This window comes from Microbacterium sp. USHLN272 (assembly GCF_037149655.1).
Classification (GTDB): Bacteria; Actinomycetota; Actinomycetes; order Actinomycetales; family Microbacteriaceae; genus Microbacterium; species Microbacterium galbinum.
In genome coordinates this window covers 1,341,068-1,361,013 of record NZ_JBBCRA010000001.1, presented here as the reverse complement: position 1 = coordinate 1,361,013, position 19,946 = coordinate 1,341,068, and the positions used below count along the sequence as shown (strand labels likewise).

General features: G+C 70.9%; 18 protein-coding genes. 11 read left to right on the top strand and 7 right to left on the bottom strand.

The window, feature by feature from the left end; translation table 11 throughout:
- Positions 1–186: 186 nt before the first annotated feature.
- Both WFJ97_RS06600 and WFJ97_RS06595 read right to left on the bottom strand, forming a co-directional pair.
- The gene (locus WFJ97_RS06600; RefSeq protein ID WP_336640885.1) at positions 187–2,067 is read right to left on the bottom strand and encodes a YhgE/Pip family protein; all 1,881 of its coding nucleotides are present in this window, start codon (positions 2,065–2,067) and stop codon (positions 187–189) included.
- A complete protein-coding gene (locus WFJ97_RS06595; protein WP_336640884.1) occupies positions 2,064–4,835 on the bottom strand; it encodes an efflux RND transporter permease subunit in 2,772 nt (923 codons plus the stop codon). The genes WFJ97_RS06600 and WFJ97_RS06595 overlap by 4 nt, the downstream gene beginning before the upstream one ends.
- A gap of 140 nt (positions 4,836–4,975) precedes the next feature.
- On the opposite strand from WFJ97_RS06595, the gene WFJ97_RS06590 reads away from it, so the two are divergent.
- Positions 4,976–5,596, top strand: a complete 621-nt coding sequence (locus tag WFJ97_RS06590) for a TetR/AcrR family transcriptional regulator (protein ID WP_336640883.1) — start codon at positions 4,976–4,978, stop codon at positions 5,594–5,596.
- A 6-nt stretch (positions 5,597–5,602) separates the two neighbouring features.
- Here the strand turns inward: WFJ97_RS06590 and WFJ97_RS06585 are convergent, their stop codons facing one another.
- Positions 5,603–6,580: an o-succinylbenzoate synthase gene (locus tag WFJ97_RS06585; RefSeq protein ID WP_336640882.1), complete on the bottom strand. Its 978-nt coding sequence runs from the start codon at positions 6,578–6,580 to the stop codon at positions 5,603–5,605.
- 116 nt (positions 6,581–6,696) lie between these two features.
- Here WFJ97_RS06585 and WFJ97_RS06580 point away from each other — a divergent pair, with 116 nt between their 5' ends.
- The 9 genes from WFJ97_RS06580 (at position 6,697) to WFJ97_RS06540 (ending at position 15,134) form a co-directional block, all read left to right on the top strand.
- Positions 6,697–7,644, top strand: a complete 948-nt coding sequence (locus WFJ97_RS06580; protein ID WP_247632795.1) for a 1,4-dihydroxy-2-naphthoyl-CoA synthase — start codon at positions 6,697–6,699, stop codon at positions 7,642–7,644.
- A 9-nt stretch (positions 7,645–7,653) separates the two neighbouring features.
- Complete coding sequence (locus WFJ97_RS06575; RefSeq protein WP_336640881.1) at positions 7,654–8,796, top strand: AMP-binding protein; 1,143 nt, start codon at positions 7,654–7,656, stop codon at positions 8,794–8,796.
- 32 nt (positions 8,797–8,828) lie between these two features.
- On the top strand, positions 8,829–9,620 hold the full coding sequence (locus WFJ97_RS06570) for a class I SAM-dependent methyltransferase (RefSeq protein ID WP_336640880.1): 792 nt from the start codon (positions 8,829–8,831) through the stop codon (positions 9,618–9,620).
- Between the two features lie 69 nt (positions 9,621–9,689).
- Positions 9,690–10,886, top strand: coding sequence for a sensor histidine kinase (locus WFJ97_RS06565; RefSeq protein ID WP_336640879.1), 1,197 nt, complete (start codon positions 9,690–9,692; stop codon positions 10,884–10,886).
- Positions 10,883–11,518 carry a response regulator gene (locus WFJ97_RS06560; RefSeq protein ID WP_247623233.1) on the top strand — a complete coding sequence of 212 codons (636 nt, stop codon included), beginning with the start codon at positions 10,883–10,885 and terminating at the stop codon, positions 11,516–11,518. The genes WFJ97_RS06565 and WFJ97_RS06560 overlap by 4 nt, the downstream gene beginning before the upstream one ends.
- A gap of 130 nt (positions 11,519–11,648) precedes the next feature.
- Complete coding sequence (locus tag WFJ97_RS06555; RefSeq protein WP_247632791.1) at positions 11,649–12,410, top strand: ABC transporter ATP-binding protein; 762 nt, start codon at positions 11,649–11,651, stop codon at positions 12,408–12,410.
- A complete protein-coding gene (locus tag WFJ97_RS06550) occupies positions 12,407–13,885 on the top strand; it encodes an ABC transporter permease (RefSeq protein WP_336640878.1) in 1,479 nt (492 codons plus the stop codon). Before WFJ97_RS06555 ends, WFJ97_RS06550 begins: the two co-directional genes overlap by 4 nt.
- A 97-nt stretch (positions 13,886–13,982) precedes the next feature.
- Positions 13,983–14,609 carry a 2-phosphosulfolactate phosphatase gene (locus WFJ97_RS06545; protein ID WP_336640877.1) on the top strand — a complete coding sequence of 209 codons (627 nt, stop codon included), beginning with the start codon at positions 13,983–13,985 and terminating at the stop codon, positions 14,607–14,609.
- Between the two features lie 63 nt (positions 14,610–14,672).
- Entirely contained in the window at positions 14,673–15,134 is a 462-nt protein-coding gene (locus WFJ97_RS06540; protein WP_336640876.1) for a DUF3054 domain-containing protein, read from the top strand.
- Positions 15,135–15,145: 11 nt separating this feature from the next.
- Here the strand turns inward: WFJ97_RS06540 and WFJ97_RS06535 are convergent, their stop codons facing one another.
- The 4 genes from WFJ97_RS06535 to WFJ97_RS06520 form a co-directional block, all read right to left on the bottom strand.
- Positions 15,146–15,634: a SprT-like domain-containing protein gene (locus WFJ97_RS06535; protein WP_247623228.1), complete on the bottom strand. Its 489-nt coding sequence runs from the start codon at positions 15,632–15,634 to the stop codon at positions 15,146–15,148.
- Between the two features lie 54 nt (positions 15,635–15,688).
- Entirely contained in the window at positions 15,689–16,216 is a 528-nt protein-coding gene (locus WFJ97_RS06530) for a hypothetical protein (RefSeq protein ID WP_247623227.1), read from the bottom strand.
- 92 nt (positions 16,217–16,308) lie between these two features.
- On the bottom strand, positions 16,309–17,169 hold the full coding sequence (locus WFJ97_RS06525; RefSeq protein ID WP_336640875.1) for a spermidine synthase: 861 nt from the start codon (positions 17,167–17,169) through the stop codon (positions 16,309–16,311).
- A 32-nt stretch (positions 17,170–17,201) separates the two neighbouring features.
- On the bottom strand, positions 17,202–18,461 hold the full coding sequence (locus WFJ97_RS06520; protein ID WP_336640874.1) for an LCP family protein: 1,260 nt from the start codon (positions 18,459–18,461) through the stop codon (positions 17,202–17,204).
- Positions 18,462–18,641: 180 nt separating this feature from the next.
- On the opposite strand from WFJ97_RS06520, the gene WFJ97_RS06515 reads away from it, so the two are divergent.
- Entirely contained in the window at positions 18,642–19,931 is a 1,290-nt protein-coding gene (locus WFJ97_RS06515; RefSeq protein ID WP_247623224.1) for a sugar ABC transporter substrate-binding protein, read from the top strand.
- The last annotated feature ends 15 nt before the right edge of the window (positions 19,932–19,946 follow it).

The window sequence follows — 19,946 nt, the reverse complement described above, 5'->3', positions numbered from 1 at the left end:
CCGCCCCTGACATCCACGACGCCCCGTCTCCTTCCGGAGGCGGGCGTCGTGGATGCGGGTTCGAAAACGGAGATCGGATGCCGGCGACAGGGCGTGTCGTTCGCACGACTCGGCGCCGCGCGGCCCGGACGTCTCGGTTTCCCGAGACGGGGCGGGGGAACGAAGAGGCAGGGCGGATGCCGCGGCTCAGGTCGCGAGCACCGCCGTGGCCGAGGTCGTGCGGCGCAGGGCTACCGCGAGGGTGGTCGCGATGAGGGCGAGCACACCCCACACGACGAGGCCGGCGACGGCGGAACCGCTCCCGGCGATCAGTCCCGCGAATGCGGGTGAGGTCGGAAGCGCGGCGCCGAGGCCCGCGAGCCAGTCCGGCACGGTCGAGATCAATCCGGTCGCGACGGCCAGCACGCCGATCAGGGCGCTGACCCAGCGTCCGACTCCGCCGAAGATCGCGACGAGCGCCTGGTTCACCGCGGCGAAGACGACACCCGCGAGCACGGCGGTGCCCGCGAAGGTCCACCAGGCGGCCGCATCGTACGAGGCGACGAACTGCACGATGATCGAGACCAGCAGTCCCTGTCCGGCGCCGATCAGCGCGGCGGGCCAGAAGGCGCGCAGTGCGAGCGTCGGCGACGAGCGGCGCGACGTGAGGGTGCGGGCGGTGTGCGCGCGCATCACGATGAACGATGCCAGGCCACCGAACCACAGCACCACCGCGGCGAGCAGCGGGATGGCGGTGGGGCCGAAGATCGTGTCCATCGACGAGGTCGACTCGACCGGGTCGGCGATCACCGAGGCGATCGACGTCGACTCGGAATCGCTGAACGAGGGGAGCGAATCGGATGCCGTGCGCAGACCGCCGGCGAGGTCGCCCGCGCCGGTCGCGAGGGTGTCGAGGCCCGTCGCGAGTTCGGTGGCGCCGGTCGCGAGTTCGGTTGCGCCGCTCGAGAGCTGGCTCGCGCCGGTCGCCAGCGCGCGGGCTCCCGCGGCCGACTGGTCGACTCCCTCGGTCGCGAGCTGGTCGAGCCCGGCCGAGATCTGGCTGGCGCCGGAGCCTGCCTCGCGCAGTTGCGTCGCGATCGTGGCCGGCGCCTGCGTTGCAACGCCCTGGATGCCGGCGGAGGTCTTCGCAGCCCCCTCGGCGAGCTCGACGAGTCCCTTGCAGTACTCCTCGCCGAACACCTCGGGGATGCAGCTGTCGGCGTATCCCCTGATGCCCGTGGCCACCTTCGAGGCGCCGTCGGTCAACTCGGCCGGAACGATCCCCTGTGCCTCGAGATCGGCCGCCCCACCGGTCAGCCCCGCTCCGAGCTCGCCCGCGGCGCCGGCGAGCTGGCGCGTGTTCGTGGCGATCGTGTCGAGACCGGTCGCCAGCGACGTGGCTCCGGTGCCGAGGTCGCCCGCGCCGGTCGCGAGCTGGGTGGCGCCGTCGGGGATCGCGGCCGCGCCGGTCGCGGCATCCCGTGCGCCGTTCGCCAGGTCGAGTGCACCGGAGGCGGCCTCGCCGATCTGGTCGCCGATCGTCGTGAAGCCGACCAGGATGTTCTCGGTCGTGGCCTCCGACAGCGTGGTGCCGAGCGTGGACGCCGCGACGTTCGCGATCTGCCCCGTGATGAGGTCGTCGGCGACGAGACCGTCGTCGGGCGTGGTGACCTCGATCGTCGCCTTCTCGGGCGTGCCCTCGCCCTCGGAGATCGTGCGCCCGGCCGAGGTGGCCGCCGACGAGAAGTCCTCGGGGATGGTGATGACCGCCTGGTAGTCGCCGTTCGCGAGACCTTCGGCGGCGTCGTCCTCGTTGGAGATCACCCAGGTGAGGTTCGAGTCGAGGTCGTCCGACCCCTCCACGAGTCCGGACGCGAGCTGACGCCCGAGGGGCGTGACCTGTCCGTCGATCTCGACCGGCTCGTCGAGGTTCACGATCGCGGCGGTCATCGAGTCCAGGCGCTCGGTCGGATTCTGGAGAGCGGTGACGAGGATGCCGCCGATCGCCGCCGGCAGCAGCAGGATGCCGAGGATCGTCAGCCACGTGATGGGCTTGCGGGAGCGTGCGCGCTCGATGGGTAGGGTCATGCGGTCACCTCGGTGGTTGCGGTCGCCCGTCGCGGGGCGCGGGTGTCGAGAAGGTTCGCGTCGGGCCAGCCGGCCTCCGCGAGGACCGTGCGGGCGGTCGCCGCATCGGACGCCGTGGCGAAGACGGCCAGGGAACGTGTGGACGCGGCATCCCGCAGCATCGCCGTCACCTGGTCGCGTCGGCCTCCGGACAGTCGGTCGATGCCGTCGACGACCACGACCTCCGAGCGCCCGCGCAGGGCCTCGGCGAGGTCGTCGAGTGCGGCATCCGCGTCGTCGACGATCACGCAGCCGACGTGCGCCCGCACCCAGGCGGCCCGGCCGGGGAGCAGGTGCCCGACGACGCGGAGTCGCCCCTCGTCGGCGGACACGCGACCGGCGACGGCCAGAGCGAGGGTCCGCCGCTCACGGGCGTCGCCACCGGTCGCGATCAGCGCTTCGCCCGGAGCGACCCGGAACGACAGGGCTTCCACGACCGGTGCGTCGGTGCTGACCGTGAGCTCGTCGGCCGCGACGACCGAGCCGTCGCCCGGCCACTCGGCCAGATGGCGTTCGCGCTCGACGGCTTCACCCTCGATGTCGACGCGGGGGAGGATGCGCTCGAGCCAGGCGGGGATCTGCCAGGCGTGTTCGCCGAGGATCGCCATGAGGGCGGGGATGAGCGTCATGCGCACGAGGAATGCGTCGATCGCGATGCCGGCGGCGAGGCCCAGCGCGATCGGCTTGAGAGACGAGTCGCCCTCCGGCACGAACGCGACGAACACCGCGAACATGATGAGTCCGGCGGCGGTGACGACCTTCGCCGATCCCGTGAAGCCGCTGCGGACGGCGCGCTGAGCGGCGGCCCGGCGTTCGGCGCGCGAGGCGGAGCGCGAGGCGCGATCGTGCACGAAGTCCTCGCGCATGCGCGAGACGAGGAAGACCTGGTAGTCCATCGCGAGGCCGAAGAGCACGCCCATGAGCACGATCGGCATGAAGCTGATGATCGGGCCGACCTTCGCGACGTGCAGCAGATCGGCGAACCAGCCCCACTCGAACACCGCGCCGACCACGCCGAAGGCGGCGACGATCGAGAGCAGGTAGCCGAGGGCCGCCGTCACGGGCACCCACAGCGAGCGGAACACGATGGTGAGGAGCACGAGCGACAGCCCGATCACGAAGATCCCGAAGGGCAGCAGAGCGCCTCCGAGCTGGTCGGAGATGTCGATCCCGACCGCCGTGAACCCGGTGACCTTGAGGTCGATGCCGAACTCGTCGAGCCACTCGTCGTGGTGCGAGCGAAGTTCGCGCACGAGGTCGGCGGTGGCGGGGTCGTCGGGCGCGGTCTCGGGGATGATCTGCACGATGCCGGTGTCCGCCGTTTCGTTCGGGGTCGAGAGCGCGACGTCCTTCACCCCGTCGATCTTCGCGACCGCGTCGCTGAGGTCGTCCATCAGCCCGACCGGATCGGTGGAGGTGACGATCGTGCCGGTGAGGATGAGTGGGCCGTTGAAGCCGGGACCGAACTCCTCGCCCACGATGTCGTAGCTCTGGCGGGCCTCGGAGTCCTTCGGCAGCACGCCGGCGTTGGGGAGGGCGAGGTCGAGGCTGAGGGCGGGCACCGCGACGACGCCGAGGCCGAGCACGACGGCGATCGACACGAGCACCGGATGCTTCGTCACGCCGCCGACCCAGCGCTCGCTGAACGCCCGGCGGGGGGCGCGCGCGGATCCGTCCTTCTTCGTCGCGGCGCGCTCCCGTCGGGGGCGGCCGACGATGCGGCCCTTCATGAAGCCGAGCACGGCGGGGGTGAGGGTGACCGCGATGGCCACGGCGATCGCGACGGCGACGGAGGCGGCGATGCCCATCGTCGTCAGGAACGGGATGCCGGCGAAGCCGAGCCCGATCAGGGCGATGAGCACGGTGATCCCGGCGAAGACGACGGCCGAGCCGGCGGTGCCGACGGCCCGGGATGCCGATTCCTCGGGGTCGACGCCGGCGCGCACCTGATCCTGATGCCGGGCCATGATGAACAGTGCGTAGTCGATGCCGACGGCCAGGCCCAGCATGAGGGCGAGGAGCGGGGTGGTCGAGGAGACGGTGGCGAAGGCGGTGGCGGCGAAGATGCCCGCCATCGAGATCCCGACGCCGAGGATGGCGGTGAGCAGGGGGAGCCCGGCGACCACGAACGAGCGGAACGTGACGATGAGCACGAGGAGCGCGATGATGAGGCCGACCGCTTCGGTCGGCGTGATACCCGGGATCTCGGTCGCGAAGAGGTCGCCGCCGAGTGCGGTCTGCGAACCGTCCGGCAACGCCGCGCGGAGATCGTCGACCGCGGCGCTCAGCTCGTCCTTGGTCGCCTCCGAGACGTCGGTCGACTGACCGTCGAACTGCAGGCGCACGATCGCGGCGGTGTCGTCGTCGTTGATCATGCCGTCGACCATCTCGTCGTAGGGCGATGTGACGGCGAGCACGTCGTCGATGCCGCCGAGTTCGTCGACGGCGTCCTCGATGTGCGCGCGGTAGTCGTCGTCGGTGACCTGATCGCCGTCGGCGGCGACGACGACGAACTGCGCGTTCGTGCCGCTCACCTGCGGGAACGAACGGGAGAGCTGTTCGAGGCCGGCCTGCGATTCGGTGCCGGGGATCGAGAAGGTGTTGTCCGTGCCGGAGCCGAGCACGAGTGCCCCGGTGCCCGCGAGGCCGAGCACGAGCAGCCATGAGCCGAGCACGCGCCAGGGGTGCCGGAACGACCAGCGACCGAGTGAGGACAGGAGAGTGGACACGCGGGTTCCTCCGGAGGATGGGGGATGAGGTGGATACACAGGTGTATCCAATACATAGATGTATCGTAAGGTCGCCCGCATTCGGCAATCTGTGTGCGGGGTGTGAGAATCGTCACGATCGCGAACACCAGGAGGTTTCGATGTCGATACCGGCAACCCGGAGTCGTGAGAACACGCGCGCCCGCCTGCTCGAGGCGGCCGAGCAGCTCTTCGCGGAGGTCGGCCTCGACGGCGCCTCGGTGGAGGCGGTGTGCGAGCGCGCCGGCTTCACGCGCGGGGCGTTCTACTCGAACTTCGAATCGAAGGACGAGCTCTTCCTGATGCTCGCCGGACGTGTCGCCGAGACCCGTGTGAACGCGGTGCGCGAGCGCGTCACCGAGATCACCGCCGAGGGCGGCCTGGTTCCCGGCTGCGATCCGACAGACCTGCTGCAGAAGGTGATGGACTCCGGCAGCGACGACCGCATGGGCGTGATGCTCATGAGCGAGATCCGCATCCGCGCGCTCCGCGACGCCCAGTTCGGAGCGGCGTATCTGGCGCAGGAGCGCGAGATGGTCGGCAGCATCGCGCAGATCGTCACCGACATCGTCGACGCCGGGGAGCTGCGGTTGCGAGTGCCGGCCGAGGTCGCCGGCCGCATCCTCATGATCGTCTGGGAGGGAATGACCGTGCGAGGCGCGATGGCCGGGCAGGACGACGCCCAGCTGCGCAGCGCAGGCAGCGAGGAACTCGGCCGACTGGTCGATCTGCTCCTGGTCTGAGGCGCCTCAGCCCGCGTCGAGCACGCGGTAGCTGCGCTCGAGGCGCGCGAACCACCAGTCGCGGCGGTCGTCGTCGGCGGCGAGGCGGTCGAGCGCGGCACCGTCCGGGGTGACGCGGTCGGCGGGAATCACCCCGTCACGGGGGCGACGGTCGGCGACGTCGTCGAGGAAGAGCGATGCCGTGCCGAGGCCGCAGTCGTAGTCGAGGTGGGGAAGGGCGGCGGCGAGGGCGGCGCCCTGCGAGAGCCCGACGGCGGTGTCGAGGGCGCTCGACACGACCGCCGGAAGCCCGGTTGCGGCGATGAGCTGGAGGGCGTGGGTCACTCCGCCGAGCGGCTGCGCCTTCACGACGATGAGGTCGGCGGCCCCGGCGCGCGCCACGGCCAACGGGTCGGACGACTTGCGGATGCTCTCGTCGGCGGCGACCGGGATGCCCAGGTACTTCACGCGGGTGCGCAGCTCGGCGAGTTCCTCGACCGTCGCGCACGGCTGCTCGACGTACTCGAGGTCGAACTCGTTCAGCGCGTGCACGGCGTGCTCGGCCTCGTCGACGTTCCAGAGGCCGTTCGCATCGACGCGGATGCGGCCCTCCGGCCCCATCGCCTCGCGCACGGCGCGCACGCGGTCGATGTCGTCGGCGAGCATCTGCCCGGGTTCGGCGACCTTGACCTTGGCGGTCCGGCATCTGGAGAACCGCGCGAGCACGTCGGGCACGCGCGCGGCCTCGACCGCCGGGATCGTGGCGTTGACGCGGATGCCGTCGCGCAGAGGTGCGGGCTGCGGGCGCCAGGCGAAGTCGATCGCCGAGGCGAGCCAGGTGGCGGCCTCGGCATCCGCGTACTCGATGAAGGGCGAGAACTCGGCCCATCCCTCGGGGCCCTCGAAGAGGAGAGCCTCCCGGGTGTCGACGCCGCGGAATCGCGTGTGCATCGGCAGGGCGACCACGCGTGCGGTGGAGAGGATCTCGCTGAGTTCGGGCGTCATGGGTCTCATTCTCATCTCCCGCCGCCGTTCCCGTCGCACTTTCCGTCGGTCCGGCCGGATCTTTCCGACGGAAAGTGCGACGGGGGCGCAGCCGCGCGCGGGAATAGGGTGGAGAGGTGACCAGCGCATTCGTCTCCGACCTGTTCGACCCCGCCGAGTGGCAGCTCGCGCCCGGCGCCGAGGACTACACCGACATCACGGCCCACGTCTCGAACGACGGAGGCATCGCGCGCATCGCCTTCCACCGGCCGGAGGTGCGCAACGCCTTCCGCCCCCACACGGTCGACGAGCTCTACCGTGCGCTCGACATCGCCCGTCAGGACCCGCGCATCGGCGCGGTGCTGCTCACGGGCAACGGCCCCAGCGCGAAGGACGGTGGATGGGCGTTCTGCTCGGGCGGCGACCAGCGCATCCGGGGGCGCGACGGGTACAAGTACTCCGACCCTTCGACAGGCTCAGGGATCGAGGGGGGAGGCTCAGGGACCCCGGCTTCTCCGTCCCCCGCCTCGTTGGGCCGCCTGCACATCCTCGAGGTGCAGCGTCTGATCCGCTTCATGCCGAAGGTCGTCATCGCGGTCGTGCCCGGATGGGCGGCGGGAGGCGGGCATTCGCTCCACGTGGTCTGCGACCTCACGATCGCCAGCGCCGAGCACGGACGCTTCAAGCAGACGGATGCCGACGTCGGCAGCTTCGACGCCGGATACGGTTCCGCGTACATGGCCCGCCAGACCGGGCAGAAGATCGCCCGCGAGGTGTTCTTCCTCGCCGAGGAGTACTCGGCGCAGCGCGCCTATGAGATGGGCGCGGTCAATCGCGTGGTGCCGCACGCCGAGCTCGAGCGCGAGGCGCTCGCGATGGCCCGCACCGTGCTGACCAAGTCGCCGACCGCCATCCGCATGCTCAAGTTCGCGTTCAACGCCGTCGACGACGGTCTCGTCGGGCAGCAGGTCTTCGCGGGCGAGGCGACGCGTCTCGCGTACGGCACCGACGAGGCCGTCGAGGGGCGCGATTCGTTCCTTGAGAAGCGCGACCCCGACTGGTCGTCGTTCCCCTGGCACTACTGAGGCACCGTCATGACCGTGCTGATCCCGATCGAGGCCGATGATCCGCAGCCGCTGAGTGTCGCGCTGCGGCGGGCGCTCGACGGGGGTCCGGCGCTCGGCTTCGGGATGCTCGCCGACGTACCCGATCGGGTTCCGGTGGGCACGGCCGTCGTGATCGCGACCTCCGGGTCGAGCGGCATCCCCAAGCGCGTGGCGCTGAGCGCCGAGGCTCTGCGCACGAGCGCCGAGGCGACCGCCGACCGCATCGGATCGGGGCGCTGGCTGCTCGCCCTCCCGACGGGGTACGTCGCAGGTCTCCAGGTGCTCGTGCGTTCGATCCTCGCGGGCACCGAACCGGTGGCGCTGTCGGGCAGGTTCTCGCCCGAGGCGTTCGCGCACGCCACGCTGTCGATGCTGCGACACGGTGATGAGGCGCTGTACACCTCGCTCGTACCGGCGCAGGTGGCGACGCTGCTCGACGCGGCCGACGACGTCGCCGTGCGCGCCGCGCTGCAGGCCTACCGTTCGATCCTCGTCGGCGGACAGTCCCTGCCCGAGCCGCTGCGGGAGAGGGCATCCGATCTGGGCGTGCGCCTCGTGCGCACCTACGGCTCCACCGAGACCAGCGGCGGGTGCGTGTACGACGGGGTTCCCCTCGACACCGTCTCGGTGCGCACCGTCGACGGAGAACTGCGCATCGCGGGGCCCATGCTCGCCGACGGCTACCTCGGCGACGACGAGCTGACCTCGCGGGTGTTCGTGCGCGACGAGCACGGCATCCGCTGGTATCGCACGGGCGACCTCGGTCTGGTCGAGAACGGGGTCGTGCGAGTGCACGGTCGCGCCGACAACGTCATCGTGTCGGGCGGCATCAACATCTCCCTCGATCGCGTCGAGCGGATCGTGCGGCAGGTGCCGGGTCTCCATCAGGCCGTGGTGGTCGGCATCGACGACGAGCGGTGGGGCGAGGCATCCGTCATCGTCGCCGCCCGCGGCGAGGTGCTGCGCCGCAGCGAATCCGACCAGCTCGTGCACGCGCGCGACGCCGTCGCCGAGGCGCTCGGCAAGCACGCGCGTCCGGCGCGCCTGATCCTCGTCGACGAGATCGCGACGCTCGCCTCCGGAAAGCCCGACCGCGAGGCGATCCGCCGCATCGCCGCCGAGCTGCGCTGAGGGCGCCATCGCGGCCCGTGCCAGACTGGGGCATGGCCACGTACACGCACGGACATCACGAGACCGTTCTCCGTTCGCACAGTTCCCGCACGATCGCGAACTCCGCGGAGTATCTCCGCCCGCACCTGGATCCGGCCGCCCGCCTCCTCGACGTCGGCGCGGGCCCGGGCAGCATCACGGCCGAGTTCGCGACCGTCGTCGCGCACGTGACGGCGACGGAGATCGATGCGAACGCCCTCGCGCTCTCCCGGAACCTCGTCGCGGACCGCGGCCTCACGAACGTCGACTTCTCGATCGAAGACGTGCACGCGCTCTCGTTCGCCGACGACAGCTTCGACGTCGTGCACACGCACCAGGTGCTGCAGCACGTCGGCGATCCGGTGCAGGCCCTGCGAGAGATGCGACGGGTCACGGTGCCCGGCGGCATCGTCGCGGCGCGCGACGCCGACTACGCCGGATTCGTCTGGTTCCCGCTGCTGCCCGAACTCGACGAGTGGCTGCGGCTGTACCGCGCGGCCGCCCGGGCGAACGGGGGAGAGCCCGACGCCGGGCGACGCCTGCTCTCGTGGGCGCGCGCCGCCGGCTTCGACGACGTCACGGCGACGGCATCCACCTGGTGCTACGCGACCCCCGAGGAGCGCGCCTGGTGGGGCGGCATGTGGGCCGACCGCATCCTCGAATCGGCGCTCGCGCGCCAGCTCGTCGACAGCGGCCTCGCGGGCCCCTCCGAGCTGCAGGCGATCAGCGACGCCTGGAAGCGGTGGGCGGATGCCGGAGACGGCTGGTACCTCGTTCCGCACGGCGAGATCATCGCCCGGGCCTGACGGCCGGTCGCACTCGGGATACATCCCCAGACGGACGCGGGGCGCCCTCCGCTCGCGTAGCGTGAGAGCGTGTTCCGTCCCGTCTCCCGCACCTGGCTCGCCCTCGACATCGTCGGCGCGGTCATCGGTTTCGGTCTCACGGTCGGCATCCCCCTCGTGCCGGGCTCGGGCGGCCTCAGCGTCTGGATCGTCGACGGCGGGTGGTCGGTCACGGCCTACCTCGTCGTCGGAGCGATCGTCTGGGGCGCCGCCGCGATCGCCCGCCTGGCCCCGGCTCTGGCCCTCTGCGTCGCGTGGTTCGGTGCGCTCCTCCAGATGGCTGCGGGACTGCCACCCGTACCCTTCGACTTCGGCGTGCTGGTCGTGCTGTTCGCGACGGCGGCCTGGGGCAGCCGACGACTGCTGTGGCTCGGCGGCGCCTCGGCGCTCGGCGGCGGGATCGTCGGCGGCGCGTACTTCGGGCTGGCGTGGTCGGGCGAATTGATCACCGACGCCGCGAGCGTGATGCGCGCCGCGCTCACCTCCGTGCTGCTCGGCTCGCTGTTCGTGCTGGCGATGGTGATGGCATGGGGGGCGGGACTGCTCTGGCGGGTCATCCTCGCCGGTCGCGCCACGCAGGTGGCGCGCGCGCAGGCCGAGACCGTGGCCGCCGAGGAGCAGGAGCGCGTGCGCATCGCCCGCGACATGCACGACGTGGTCGCGCACTCGCTCGCCGTCGTGATCGCGCAGGCCGATGGAGCCCGCTACGCCGCCGCCGCGAAGCCCGAGATGGCGACCGAGGCGCTGGGCACGATCGCGCAGACCGCCCGCGGTGCGCTGTCGGACGTGCGGATGCTGCTCACCCAGCTGCGTCACCGCCAGGGCGACGGACCGCAGCCCACGCTCGCCGACCTGGAGACGCTCTTCGCGCAGGTGCGGCACGCCGGCATCGAACCGCGGATCACGGTCGACCCCGTGCCCCCGGGTGAGCCGCCCGCGGCCATCCAGCTCGCGGTCTACCGCATCCTGCAGGAGGCCCTCACGAACGCGATCCGCCACGGCGACGGAGCGGTCGACGTGCACCTGGCGTGGCTGCCCGACCGGGTCGAGATCCGGGTGGCGAACACCGTCGCGCCGGGGCCTGCTCCCGTGCAGCTGGGGCAGAGCGGGCACGGCCTGATCGGCATGCGCGAGCGCGCCCAGCTGGTCGGCGGTAGTCTGCATGCCGAGCGCCGGGGAGCGCAGTTCCACGTCTACGGCATGCTGCCGATCGGAGTCACGTCATGATCAGAGTCGTCCTCGTCGACGACCAGTCCCTCTTCCGTGCCGGTGTGCGGATGCTGATCGCCTCTCAGCCCGACCTCGAGGTCGTGGGCGAGGCCGGCGACGGGCGCGAGGCGCTCGACGTCGTACAGCAGACCCGACCCGACGTCGTGCTCATGGACATCCGGATGCCGGTCATGGACGGCCTCACCGCGACCGCCGAGATCCTCCAGCGCCCCGACGCGCCGCGCATCGTGATGCTGACGACCTTCGACCTCGACGAGGCCGCGGCCCGGGCCATTCGTCAGGGGGCGAGCGGATTCCTGTTGAAGGACGCCGACCCCGAGTTCCTGCTCGCCGCCGTGCGCACCGTGCACGCGGGGTCGAGTGTGATCGCAGCATCCGCCACCCGTGAGCTGTTCGCGCACTTCGCGGATGCGCCGACCCCGGTTCCTCCGCAGTTCGCCGACCTCACCGATCGTGAGCGGGAGATCTTCGCGCTCGCCGCACGCGGTCTGTCGAACGGTGAGATCGCGACGCGCGAGTTCCTCAGCGAGGCGACCGTCAAGACGCACATCAGCCGCATCCTCTCCAAACTCAGCCTGCGCGACCGCGTGCAACTCGTCGTGTTCGCGTTCGAGCACGGCCTCGCCTGAGATCCGCCTCGCCCGAGCACGGCCCCCCCGGCATCCTCCCTGCGGCATCGTCGGGATCATCCTCCAGGCGGAGGCGGATGCATCCGCCGGGCGACGACCGCCACGGCACCTGCTCCGTAGCGTCGGAGACATGGAGATCACGACCACCGACCTGGGCCTCGCCGCCCGCGTCCAGCACCTGAAGAAGACCTACGGCTCGGGCGAGGGAGTCGTGCGGGCGCTCGACGACGTCAGCGTCGGCATCCGCCGCGGTCAGTTCACCGCGATCATGGGCCCGTCGGGCTCGGGCAAATCGACGCTCATGCACATCATGGCCGGCCTCGACACCCCGACCGAGGGGCGCGCGTTCATCGGCGACACCGAGATCACGGGTCTCGGCGACCTCGACCTCACCATCCTGCGCCGCCGACGCGTGGGGTTCATCTTCCAGGCGTTCAACCTGGTTCCCACGCTCGATGCCCTCGGCAACATCCTGCTGCCGTTCGAGCTCGACGGGCGCCGGCCGAGCGCTTTGGAGCGTGCGCGCATCGACGGACTCGTCGAGACCCTGGGTCTGGGCTCGCGCCTGCGCCACCGTCCGCACCAGCTCTCGGGCGGACAGCAGCAGCGCGTGGCCATCGCCCGTGCTCTGGCCACCGCGCCGGACCTCGTCTTCGCCGACGAACCCACCGGAAACCTCGACTCGAAGACCGGACGCGAGGTGCTCCAGCTGCTGCAGGCCGCCAGCCGCGAGCACGGTCAGTCGATCGCGATGGTCACCCACGACGCCATCGCGGCCAGCCACGCCGACCGCGTGCTCTACCTCGGTGACGGTCGCATCGTCGCCGACCACCCGCGCCAGACCGCCGAGGAGATCTCGGCCTACATGCTCGCGGCCGAGGTGTCGGCATGACCGCCGTCGGCACGGCCTCGGTGGTCGGCACCGTCGTGCCCGAGACCACCGCCACGGCTCCGCGTCTCGCGTGGTTGCGCGACCGAGGCATGGGCGCCAGCATCCTGGTCGCGGCGCTGTCGGCGGCGTTCGGGGTGATCCTCGTCGAGGTGACGGCGTTCATCGGTGCGGTGCTGCAGGCCGACCCGTTCATCGGCGACAGCGAGACGCTCGCGATCGTCGTCGCCATCCTCTCGGTTCTGCTCACGGGGGTCGCGATGTACGTCGCCGCGATCGTCACCGCCAACACGTTCTCGACGATCATCGCCGGGCGCACCCGTCAGATCGCGCTCATGCGCCTGGTCGGTGCGACCGCGCGCTCGCAGCGTGCGGAGGTCGGGCGACAGGGCCTCGTGGTCGGCGTGATCGGCGCGCTCACCGGCGTGATCGTCGGTGTTGCGCTCGCCGCCGTCGGGGTGCAGATCGGGCGGATGCTGATCGCCAACGTGCCGGCGGACTTCACCCTCGCGCAGCCGTTCCTCGTGCTGCCCGCCGTGGGCGTCGCGCTCACGACCTGGGCCGCGGCGTGGGTCGGCTCGCGACGCGTGCTCACGGTGACGCCCCTGCAGGCGATCGGCGGATCGGTCGAGCGCGCCCACGACGAGGTGTCGGGCGGGGCCGGGCGCCATGTCGGCGCCTGGGTGCTGCTCATCGCCGGGGCCGCCCTGCTCGCGGGCGGGGTGCTGCTCGGACTCGTGACGCCGCTCGGGGTCGTCGTCGCGTTCGTGGGGGGCCTGCTCTCGTTCACCGGTCTCGCGCTCGGCTCGGTGCTGTTCATGCCGCCGGTGCTGCGCCTGGTCGGGCGGATGTTCGGGTCCAGCGCCACCGCGCGCCTCGCCGCCGAGAACGCGCTGCGGTATCCCGAGCGATCGTCGCGCATGGCGATCGGCGTCGTGATGGGCGTCACCCTCGTGACGATGTTCGCGGTCGCGCTGGAGTCGGCGAAGCGGTTGATGATGAACCAGACCTCCGAGGAGGTGCCGCCGGAGTTCTTCGCGCCGTTCGACGCCTTCGCCTCGATCATGATGGTGCTCGTCGCCGTCTCGGCCGTGATCGCCGCCGTCGGCCTCGTGAACCTGCTCACGATCGGTGTCGTGCAGCGGCGCCGTGAGCTCGGGCTGCTGCGGTCGATCGGGCTGTCGAACGCGCAGGTGCGCCGGATGGTGCTGCTCGAGGCGACGCACATCACGGTGGCCGCGACGCTCACGGGCCTGGTGCTCGGAGTCGCCTACGGGTGGATCGCCGCGCAGTCGTTGCTCGGCTCGGTGCCGGTGCTGCCGGACTTCACGCCCGCCGGGCTCGTCGCTCCGCAGGTGCCGTGGCTGCCGGTGGTCATCATCGTCGTCGCGACGGCGGTGCTGACGCTCGTGGCCGCCGCGACGCCGACCCGGCTCGCGACGCGGGTCGCGCCGGTCGAGGCGCTGGCAGCCGACTGACGGCGGGCAGGGCCCGCTGAGGGGTCAAGACACGCCGCGGCCGCGGCCCCGCGGGCGGCGTATCTTGACCCCTCACGGTGCGGAATAGGCTGGACGGATGCCGTCGCCGTTCGATCAGTCCACCTATCAGGTCCGCCTCGACTGGGGGCTCGCCGGCCTCGCACGACTCGCCGAGGCCGACGTGGTCGTGATCGTCGACGTGCTGCACTTCTCGTCGAGACTGGCGGATGCCGTCGCCGACGGTGCCGCGATCGATCTGGCCGAGGCGGCGGTGTGGTCGACGGACTCCGTCGCACCGGCGCTCGCGGTGACCGCCGCCGCCGGAGGAGCGACGGTGCTGGTCGGAGGCATCCGCAATGCCACCGCCGTCGCACGCACCGTGCAGGCCATCCAGGAGGAGCGTCAGGCGCGCACCTCGGTCGCCCTCATCGCCGCGGGGGAGCGCGACGGCTCGAACGACGTGCGCTTCGCGGTCGAGGACCACCTCGCCGCCGGAGCGATCATCGCGGCGCTCACCGACCTCGGCATCGATCACACGGCGCCCGATGCGGCGGTCGCGGCAGAGGGCTTCCGTGCTCTGCGCCGTGCGCTCGGGCACCTGGTCTCGGCGAGCGGTTCGGCGCGCGACACCGCCGATGCCGACGCGGTCGCCGCGGCATCCCGTCTCGACGCCGTCTCGGCGGTGCCCGTGCTCCGCGACCGGGCGTTCGCGGCCTTCGCCTGAGACAGCCGGCGGCACGCCCAGGGGCAGCGCCGTGTGCGCGGGGCACGAGCGTAGGGTCGGGGCATGAGGTTCCTCCCCGCAGTCATCGTCGACGCCGTGCTGGTTCTGATCTTCGCCGTGATCGGCCGCGCCTCTCACGACGAGAGCCCCGCCGGATTCCTGCTCACGGCCTGGCCGTTCCTGGTCGCGCTGCTCGTCGGTCACGCGCTCGCCGCATTGCTGCCCGGTCGCCCGCGCCGGCCGTGGTCGGTGCTGTGGGGCGTGGTCGTCTGGGTCGTGACCGTCGCCGGCGGCATGCTGCTGCGCGTGGCGACGGGGGACACCGCTCAGCTCGCGTTCATCATCGTCGCGACGCTGACCCTCGGCGCGCTGCTGGTGGGGTGGCGCGCGGTCACGGCTCTCCTGCGACGCGGGCGCGCCTCGCGGGCAGCAGCCGACGGTCAGCAGGGCGCGACCCTCTCGCACGACGACCCGGAAGAAACGGCCTCCTCGGAGAACGCGAGCGACGGCCCGCGCAGTCTCTAGAGCCCAGCGCCCTAGCGCGGTGACTGCGCGGCGAGCTTCACGTCGGCGGTGATCTCGCGCCGCGTCCAGGTGAAGAGGTATCGCTGATCGAAGGTGCGCGAGCACTGGGCGCACGAGGTGGCGCGGGTCGGGCGGCGATGCCGGAACGTCTCGTGCCCGGCGGGGCAGCGGCCGATCCAGGGCGCGAGCTCGACGGCGGTCTCGCCATGGTGCGTGGTGCCGCCGACGTAGCCGAGGTCGCGTGCCACGCGCTTCCAGGCCGGACCGTGCGCGGCGGCGTGCCCGGCGAGGGCATGGGCGACCTCGTGCAACAGCACCTGATGGATCTCGTCGTCGTCGAACCGTGCCGCGAGATAGCGCGACACGGTGATTCGCTTCTTCGTGTAGTCGCACTGCCCGGCGCGACGCTTGGCATGGTCGAAGCCGAACGACCAGGAGTCGTCGAGGTACATCGTCATGAGCGCCTCACCCCAGATGCGCACACGGTCAAGATCCGCCATGCGCTCAGGCTAAGCCATACCGCCGACACCGGGGTGAACGGCCGGTGCGCACGGTCAGCCGGCGACGAGCTGCGACGGGCGACGGCGCTCGGCAGCGTCGATCGCCAGCAGCGTGACCTCGAGCTCGCGATCTGCCGCGCCGGCCTCGCGGCGCAGGAACAGCGACTGCTTGAAGCTGTCGCGCGCGGTGTCGAAATCTCCGGCGTCGAAGGCATTCTTGCCGCGGTGCTGGTGGGCGAATGCGGCGATCGTGATCCAGCCCTGGCCTTCGGCCTCCTCCGCGCACGCGGCGAGCTCCTGCTCGGCGGCGGCGTGCGCGCCACGGAACTGCTGCACGGTCGCACGCAGCACACGGGCGCGCAGCACGTCCTTGCGCGTGCCCGCCATCCGGGCCTGTCGCACGGTCGTCTCCGCGAGGGCGAGCGCCTCGTCGAGGCGTCCCAGCACCTTCAGCAACCACACGCGCTCCAGCAGAGCGGGAAGGCTGCGCTGATCCTCGATCTCTTCGAGCCGTACCGCGCACTCGTCGATATCGACCAGCTCGCGGAGGTTCTCCCGGTCGTATCCCCGGATGAAACTCATTGCTCTCCTTCCGCAGCGTCCCCGTCCAGTCTGCATGCCGTTCACCCGGTCGTCGGGTCGGCACGCCCGCGCGCCCGCATCCCGGATGCGGATCAGCGCAGGAAGAGCGAGGCGTCGGGTCGCGGAGAGGCCACGGCATCCGCATCGGTGACGATGTGCGCGCCCTGCACGAACGTCTTCACCTCGGCGCCCTGCGCGATCTTCGCCGGATGCGGGCCCGCGGCGAGCAGGCGGGGGAGCCACTCGGTGGGCAGGGGAGAGGCGGATGCCGCGACCACGAGGTTGCCGAAGCGGCGTCCCTTGAGCACCTGCGTGTCGGCGAGCACCGCGACCTCGGGGAGCACCGCGGCGACGGTCGCGACCTGACGGCGGGCGAAGGCGAGTCCAGGGCCGTCGGCGACGTTGATGAGCAGTACCCCTCCCGGGGAGAGCAGCTGCGAGACCTCGCGGTAGAACTCGACGCTGGTGAGGTGCGCCGGGGTCTGCGCGCCGGAGTAGACGTCGGAGACGACGAGATCGCACGCGCCGATGAGGGCGGCGGGGAGCTTCTGCACGCCCGCGCGCGCGTCCCCGATGCGGAGGCGGATCGACGCGCCCTTCGGTAGGGGCAGGTGTTCGCGCACGAGCGCCGCGAGGGGCGCCTCCCACTCGATCACCTGCTGCCGCGATCCCGGACGGGTCGCATCGATGTAGCGCGGCACGGTCAGGGCGCCGGCGCCGAGATGTACGGCGGTGAGCGGTCCCGCGGGCAGCTGATCGATCACGGCGCCCATGCGCACGATGTACTCGAAGTGAAGGTGCGTCGGGTCGTCGAGGTCGACGTGCGACTGCGGGGTGCCGTCGACGATGAGTTCGAATCCGCTCGTGAACTCCGAGGGGGCGATAGTGGCGACGCCGCCGTGATCGAGCTTCGCCTGCGGATGCTCGGTGTCGCGTGCGCGCATCCGTCCCATGCCTGCGAGCCTACGCGCTCGTGCCGTGCCGATCAGCGCTGACGGCCGTTGGTGCAGGTCTCCTGTTCGGCGGTCTGACCCGAGATGCTCGGGTCGAGCGTGGCGCGGGGCGCCGGGGTCTCGGTCGTCGGTGCGTCGGTGGAGGGGGCGGTCCCGGGGTCGGTCGCCGTGCCCGGGTCGACGACCTCGACGCCGCCGTTGTTGGTCGCGTCGCCCGTGAGCTGCACCGGCTGACCGGCGGCGAGCGCCGACCACAGGGTCTCGGCGGCCTCGTAGTTCGGGACGACGCGGTCGCTGTCGTCCGGGTCCTCGAACACCGGGTACTGCGCGAAGACGAAGTCGCTGAACGGCACGTCCTTGATCGACAGGGCGAGCTGCGCGATGCGCACCGGGTTGCCGAGCTCGGTGCTCGGTTTGATGTTGTCGACGGCCGTGTTCGCGAGCCCGAGCACCTTGCTCGGGTCGCTGAGCACCTCGTCGCTGAGGATCTTCTTCACCAGTCGCGACATGTACTGCTGCTGGTTCGAGACGCGCGCCATGTCACTGCCGTCGCCGACTCCGTAGCGCGTGCGGATGAACTGCAGCGCTTCGTAACCCGAGACGGTCCGGGGTCCGGGGGCCCAATAGTCGATGCCCGCCTTCTCGTCGCGGATGCCGTCTCCGCCGATGCAGACCTCCACGCCGCCGATCGCGTCGGTGATGGCCATGACGCCGTCGAAATCGATCTTCGCGGCGAACGGGATCTCGATGCCGCTGAGGTCGGTGATGGTCTTGGCGACGCAGGAGAGCCCGGCGTTCTGGTAGATCGAGTTGATCTGCGTCTTGCTGGTGGCCGAGGCGATCGATCCGTCCTCGCGCGTGCACTCGGGCGTCTCGATCATGAGGTCGCGCGGCAGCGAGACGACGGTGACGTTGCGGGGTTCGGCCGAGACGTGCACGAGGAGGTTGACGTCGTTGAGGATGCCGCCGTCGGCCTCCGAACAGCGCTCGCCGAGGAGCCCGCCTGACACCTCGCCGCACTCGTCGGTGCCGATGAGCAGCACGCTGAACTCGCCCGGGAAGGCGCTGACCGACGGAGGTTCCACCTCCGGCGCGTCCTCGAGCGCCACCGCGTCGGCATTGAAGCGGTTGATGTAGTCGACGACGACGAAGGCGCCGACGGCGATGGCCGAGACCAGCACGACGCCGAGGGTGATCCCGGCGATCTTGAGGAAGCCCTTCATCGGTCCCGGGGTGGGGAGGGGAGCGTGGCGGGCGACGGTGGATCGGTCCTTGTGGCGGGCGCGAGGCATCTCGAGAGCATAGCCAGGGCCTCGGGAGGATGCCTGTGAAGGCCCCACGGAAACGATTGTCACAAGCATGTGACGATCGTGTGAAAAACTTGCAGGCAATTAGTTAGTCGTAGATACTTATTCGACAGGGCGAGCACCCACTCGTCCATCCCCAGGACGTTTCAAAGAGGAGATCCACTGATGCACAAGCGCATTCTTCCGGTCGTGGCGCTCGGCGCCGTGGCTTCGCTCGCGCTGGCCGGCTGCGCCGGCGGCGGCGACAACGGCGGAGCAGCAGACGGAGAGGGCCAGGAGCTCACCGTCTGGATCATGAAGGGCACGAACCCCGATTCCACCGCCTTCTACGACAAGGTCTCCGCGGCCTTCGAAGAGGAGACCGGAGCGACGGTCAACATCGAGGAGATCCAGTGGGCTGACGCGCACGATCGCTTCGTCACCTCGATCGCCGGCGGCACCACCCCCGACATCGCCGAGACCGGCACCACCTGGACCGCCGAGTTCGCCGACGCCGGCGCCCTCCTGCCGCTCGACGAGTACGTCGACGCCGAGGACGGCCTGCGCGACGACCTGGTCGAGGGCCTCGAGGTCGCGGGAACCTACGACGACGAGCTCTACGGCATGCCGTGGTACGCCGGCGTGCGTTCGCTCGTCTACCGCGCCGACGTGTTCGAGGAGCTCGGTCTCGAGGCTCCGAAGACGTGGGACGACATCATCGCCGCGGGCGACGCGATCAAGGCCGCCAAGCCCGACATGCTCCCGTTCCCGGTTCCCGGTGACGCCGAGTTCCAGGTCTACCCCTGGGTCTGGGGTGCGGGCGGAGAGATCGCCACGAAGGACGGCGACACCTGGACCAGCGAGCTCGACAGCACCGAGTCGCAGGCCGGCATCGAGTTCTACACCGGTCTCGCGACCGAGCACGGCTTCTCCTCCGCAGGTGCCACCACCTGGAAGGAGACCGACCTCCGTGACGCGTTCACGCAGGGCAACGTCGCCATGATGCTCTCGGGCTCGTGGACGCCGAAGTCGCTCATCGAGGCGAACCCCGACCTCGAGGGCAAGATCGGCGCGGCGGTCATCCCCGGCGAAGACGGCGGCATCGCCCCGTCCGTGCTCGGCGGATCGCACCTCTCGGTCTTCAACACGACCAAGAACGCCGACCTCGCGTGGGAGTTCGTCAAGCTCATGACCACCGGTGAGTTCGCCGAGCAGTGGTCGAACGAGACCGGCTACTTCCCGGGCGTCCAGTCCGCGATGGAAGAGGCCCTCGCCTCGACCGACCCGCTTGTGGCACCGTTCGCCGAGCAGATGGTCGACGGCGGAGCATCCGTCCCGGTCACCCCGAACTTCGGCGCCGTCCAGGCGAAGAAGACGACCAACTCCATGATCCAGGCCATCCTCAGCGGGCAGAAGGACGTCGCGACCGCGACGAAGGATGCCGCCGCTGAGATGACGGACCTGCTCAACCAGTAAGGAAGCACTCCTTCC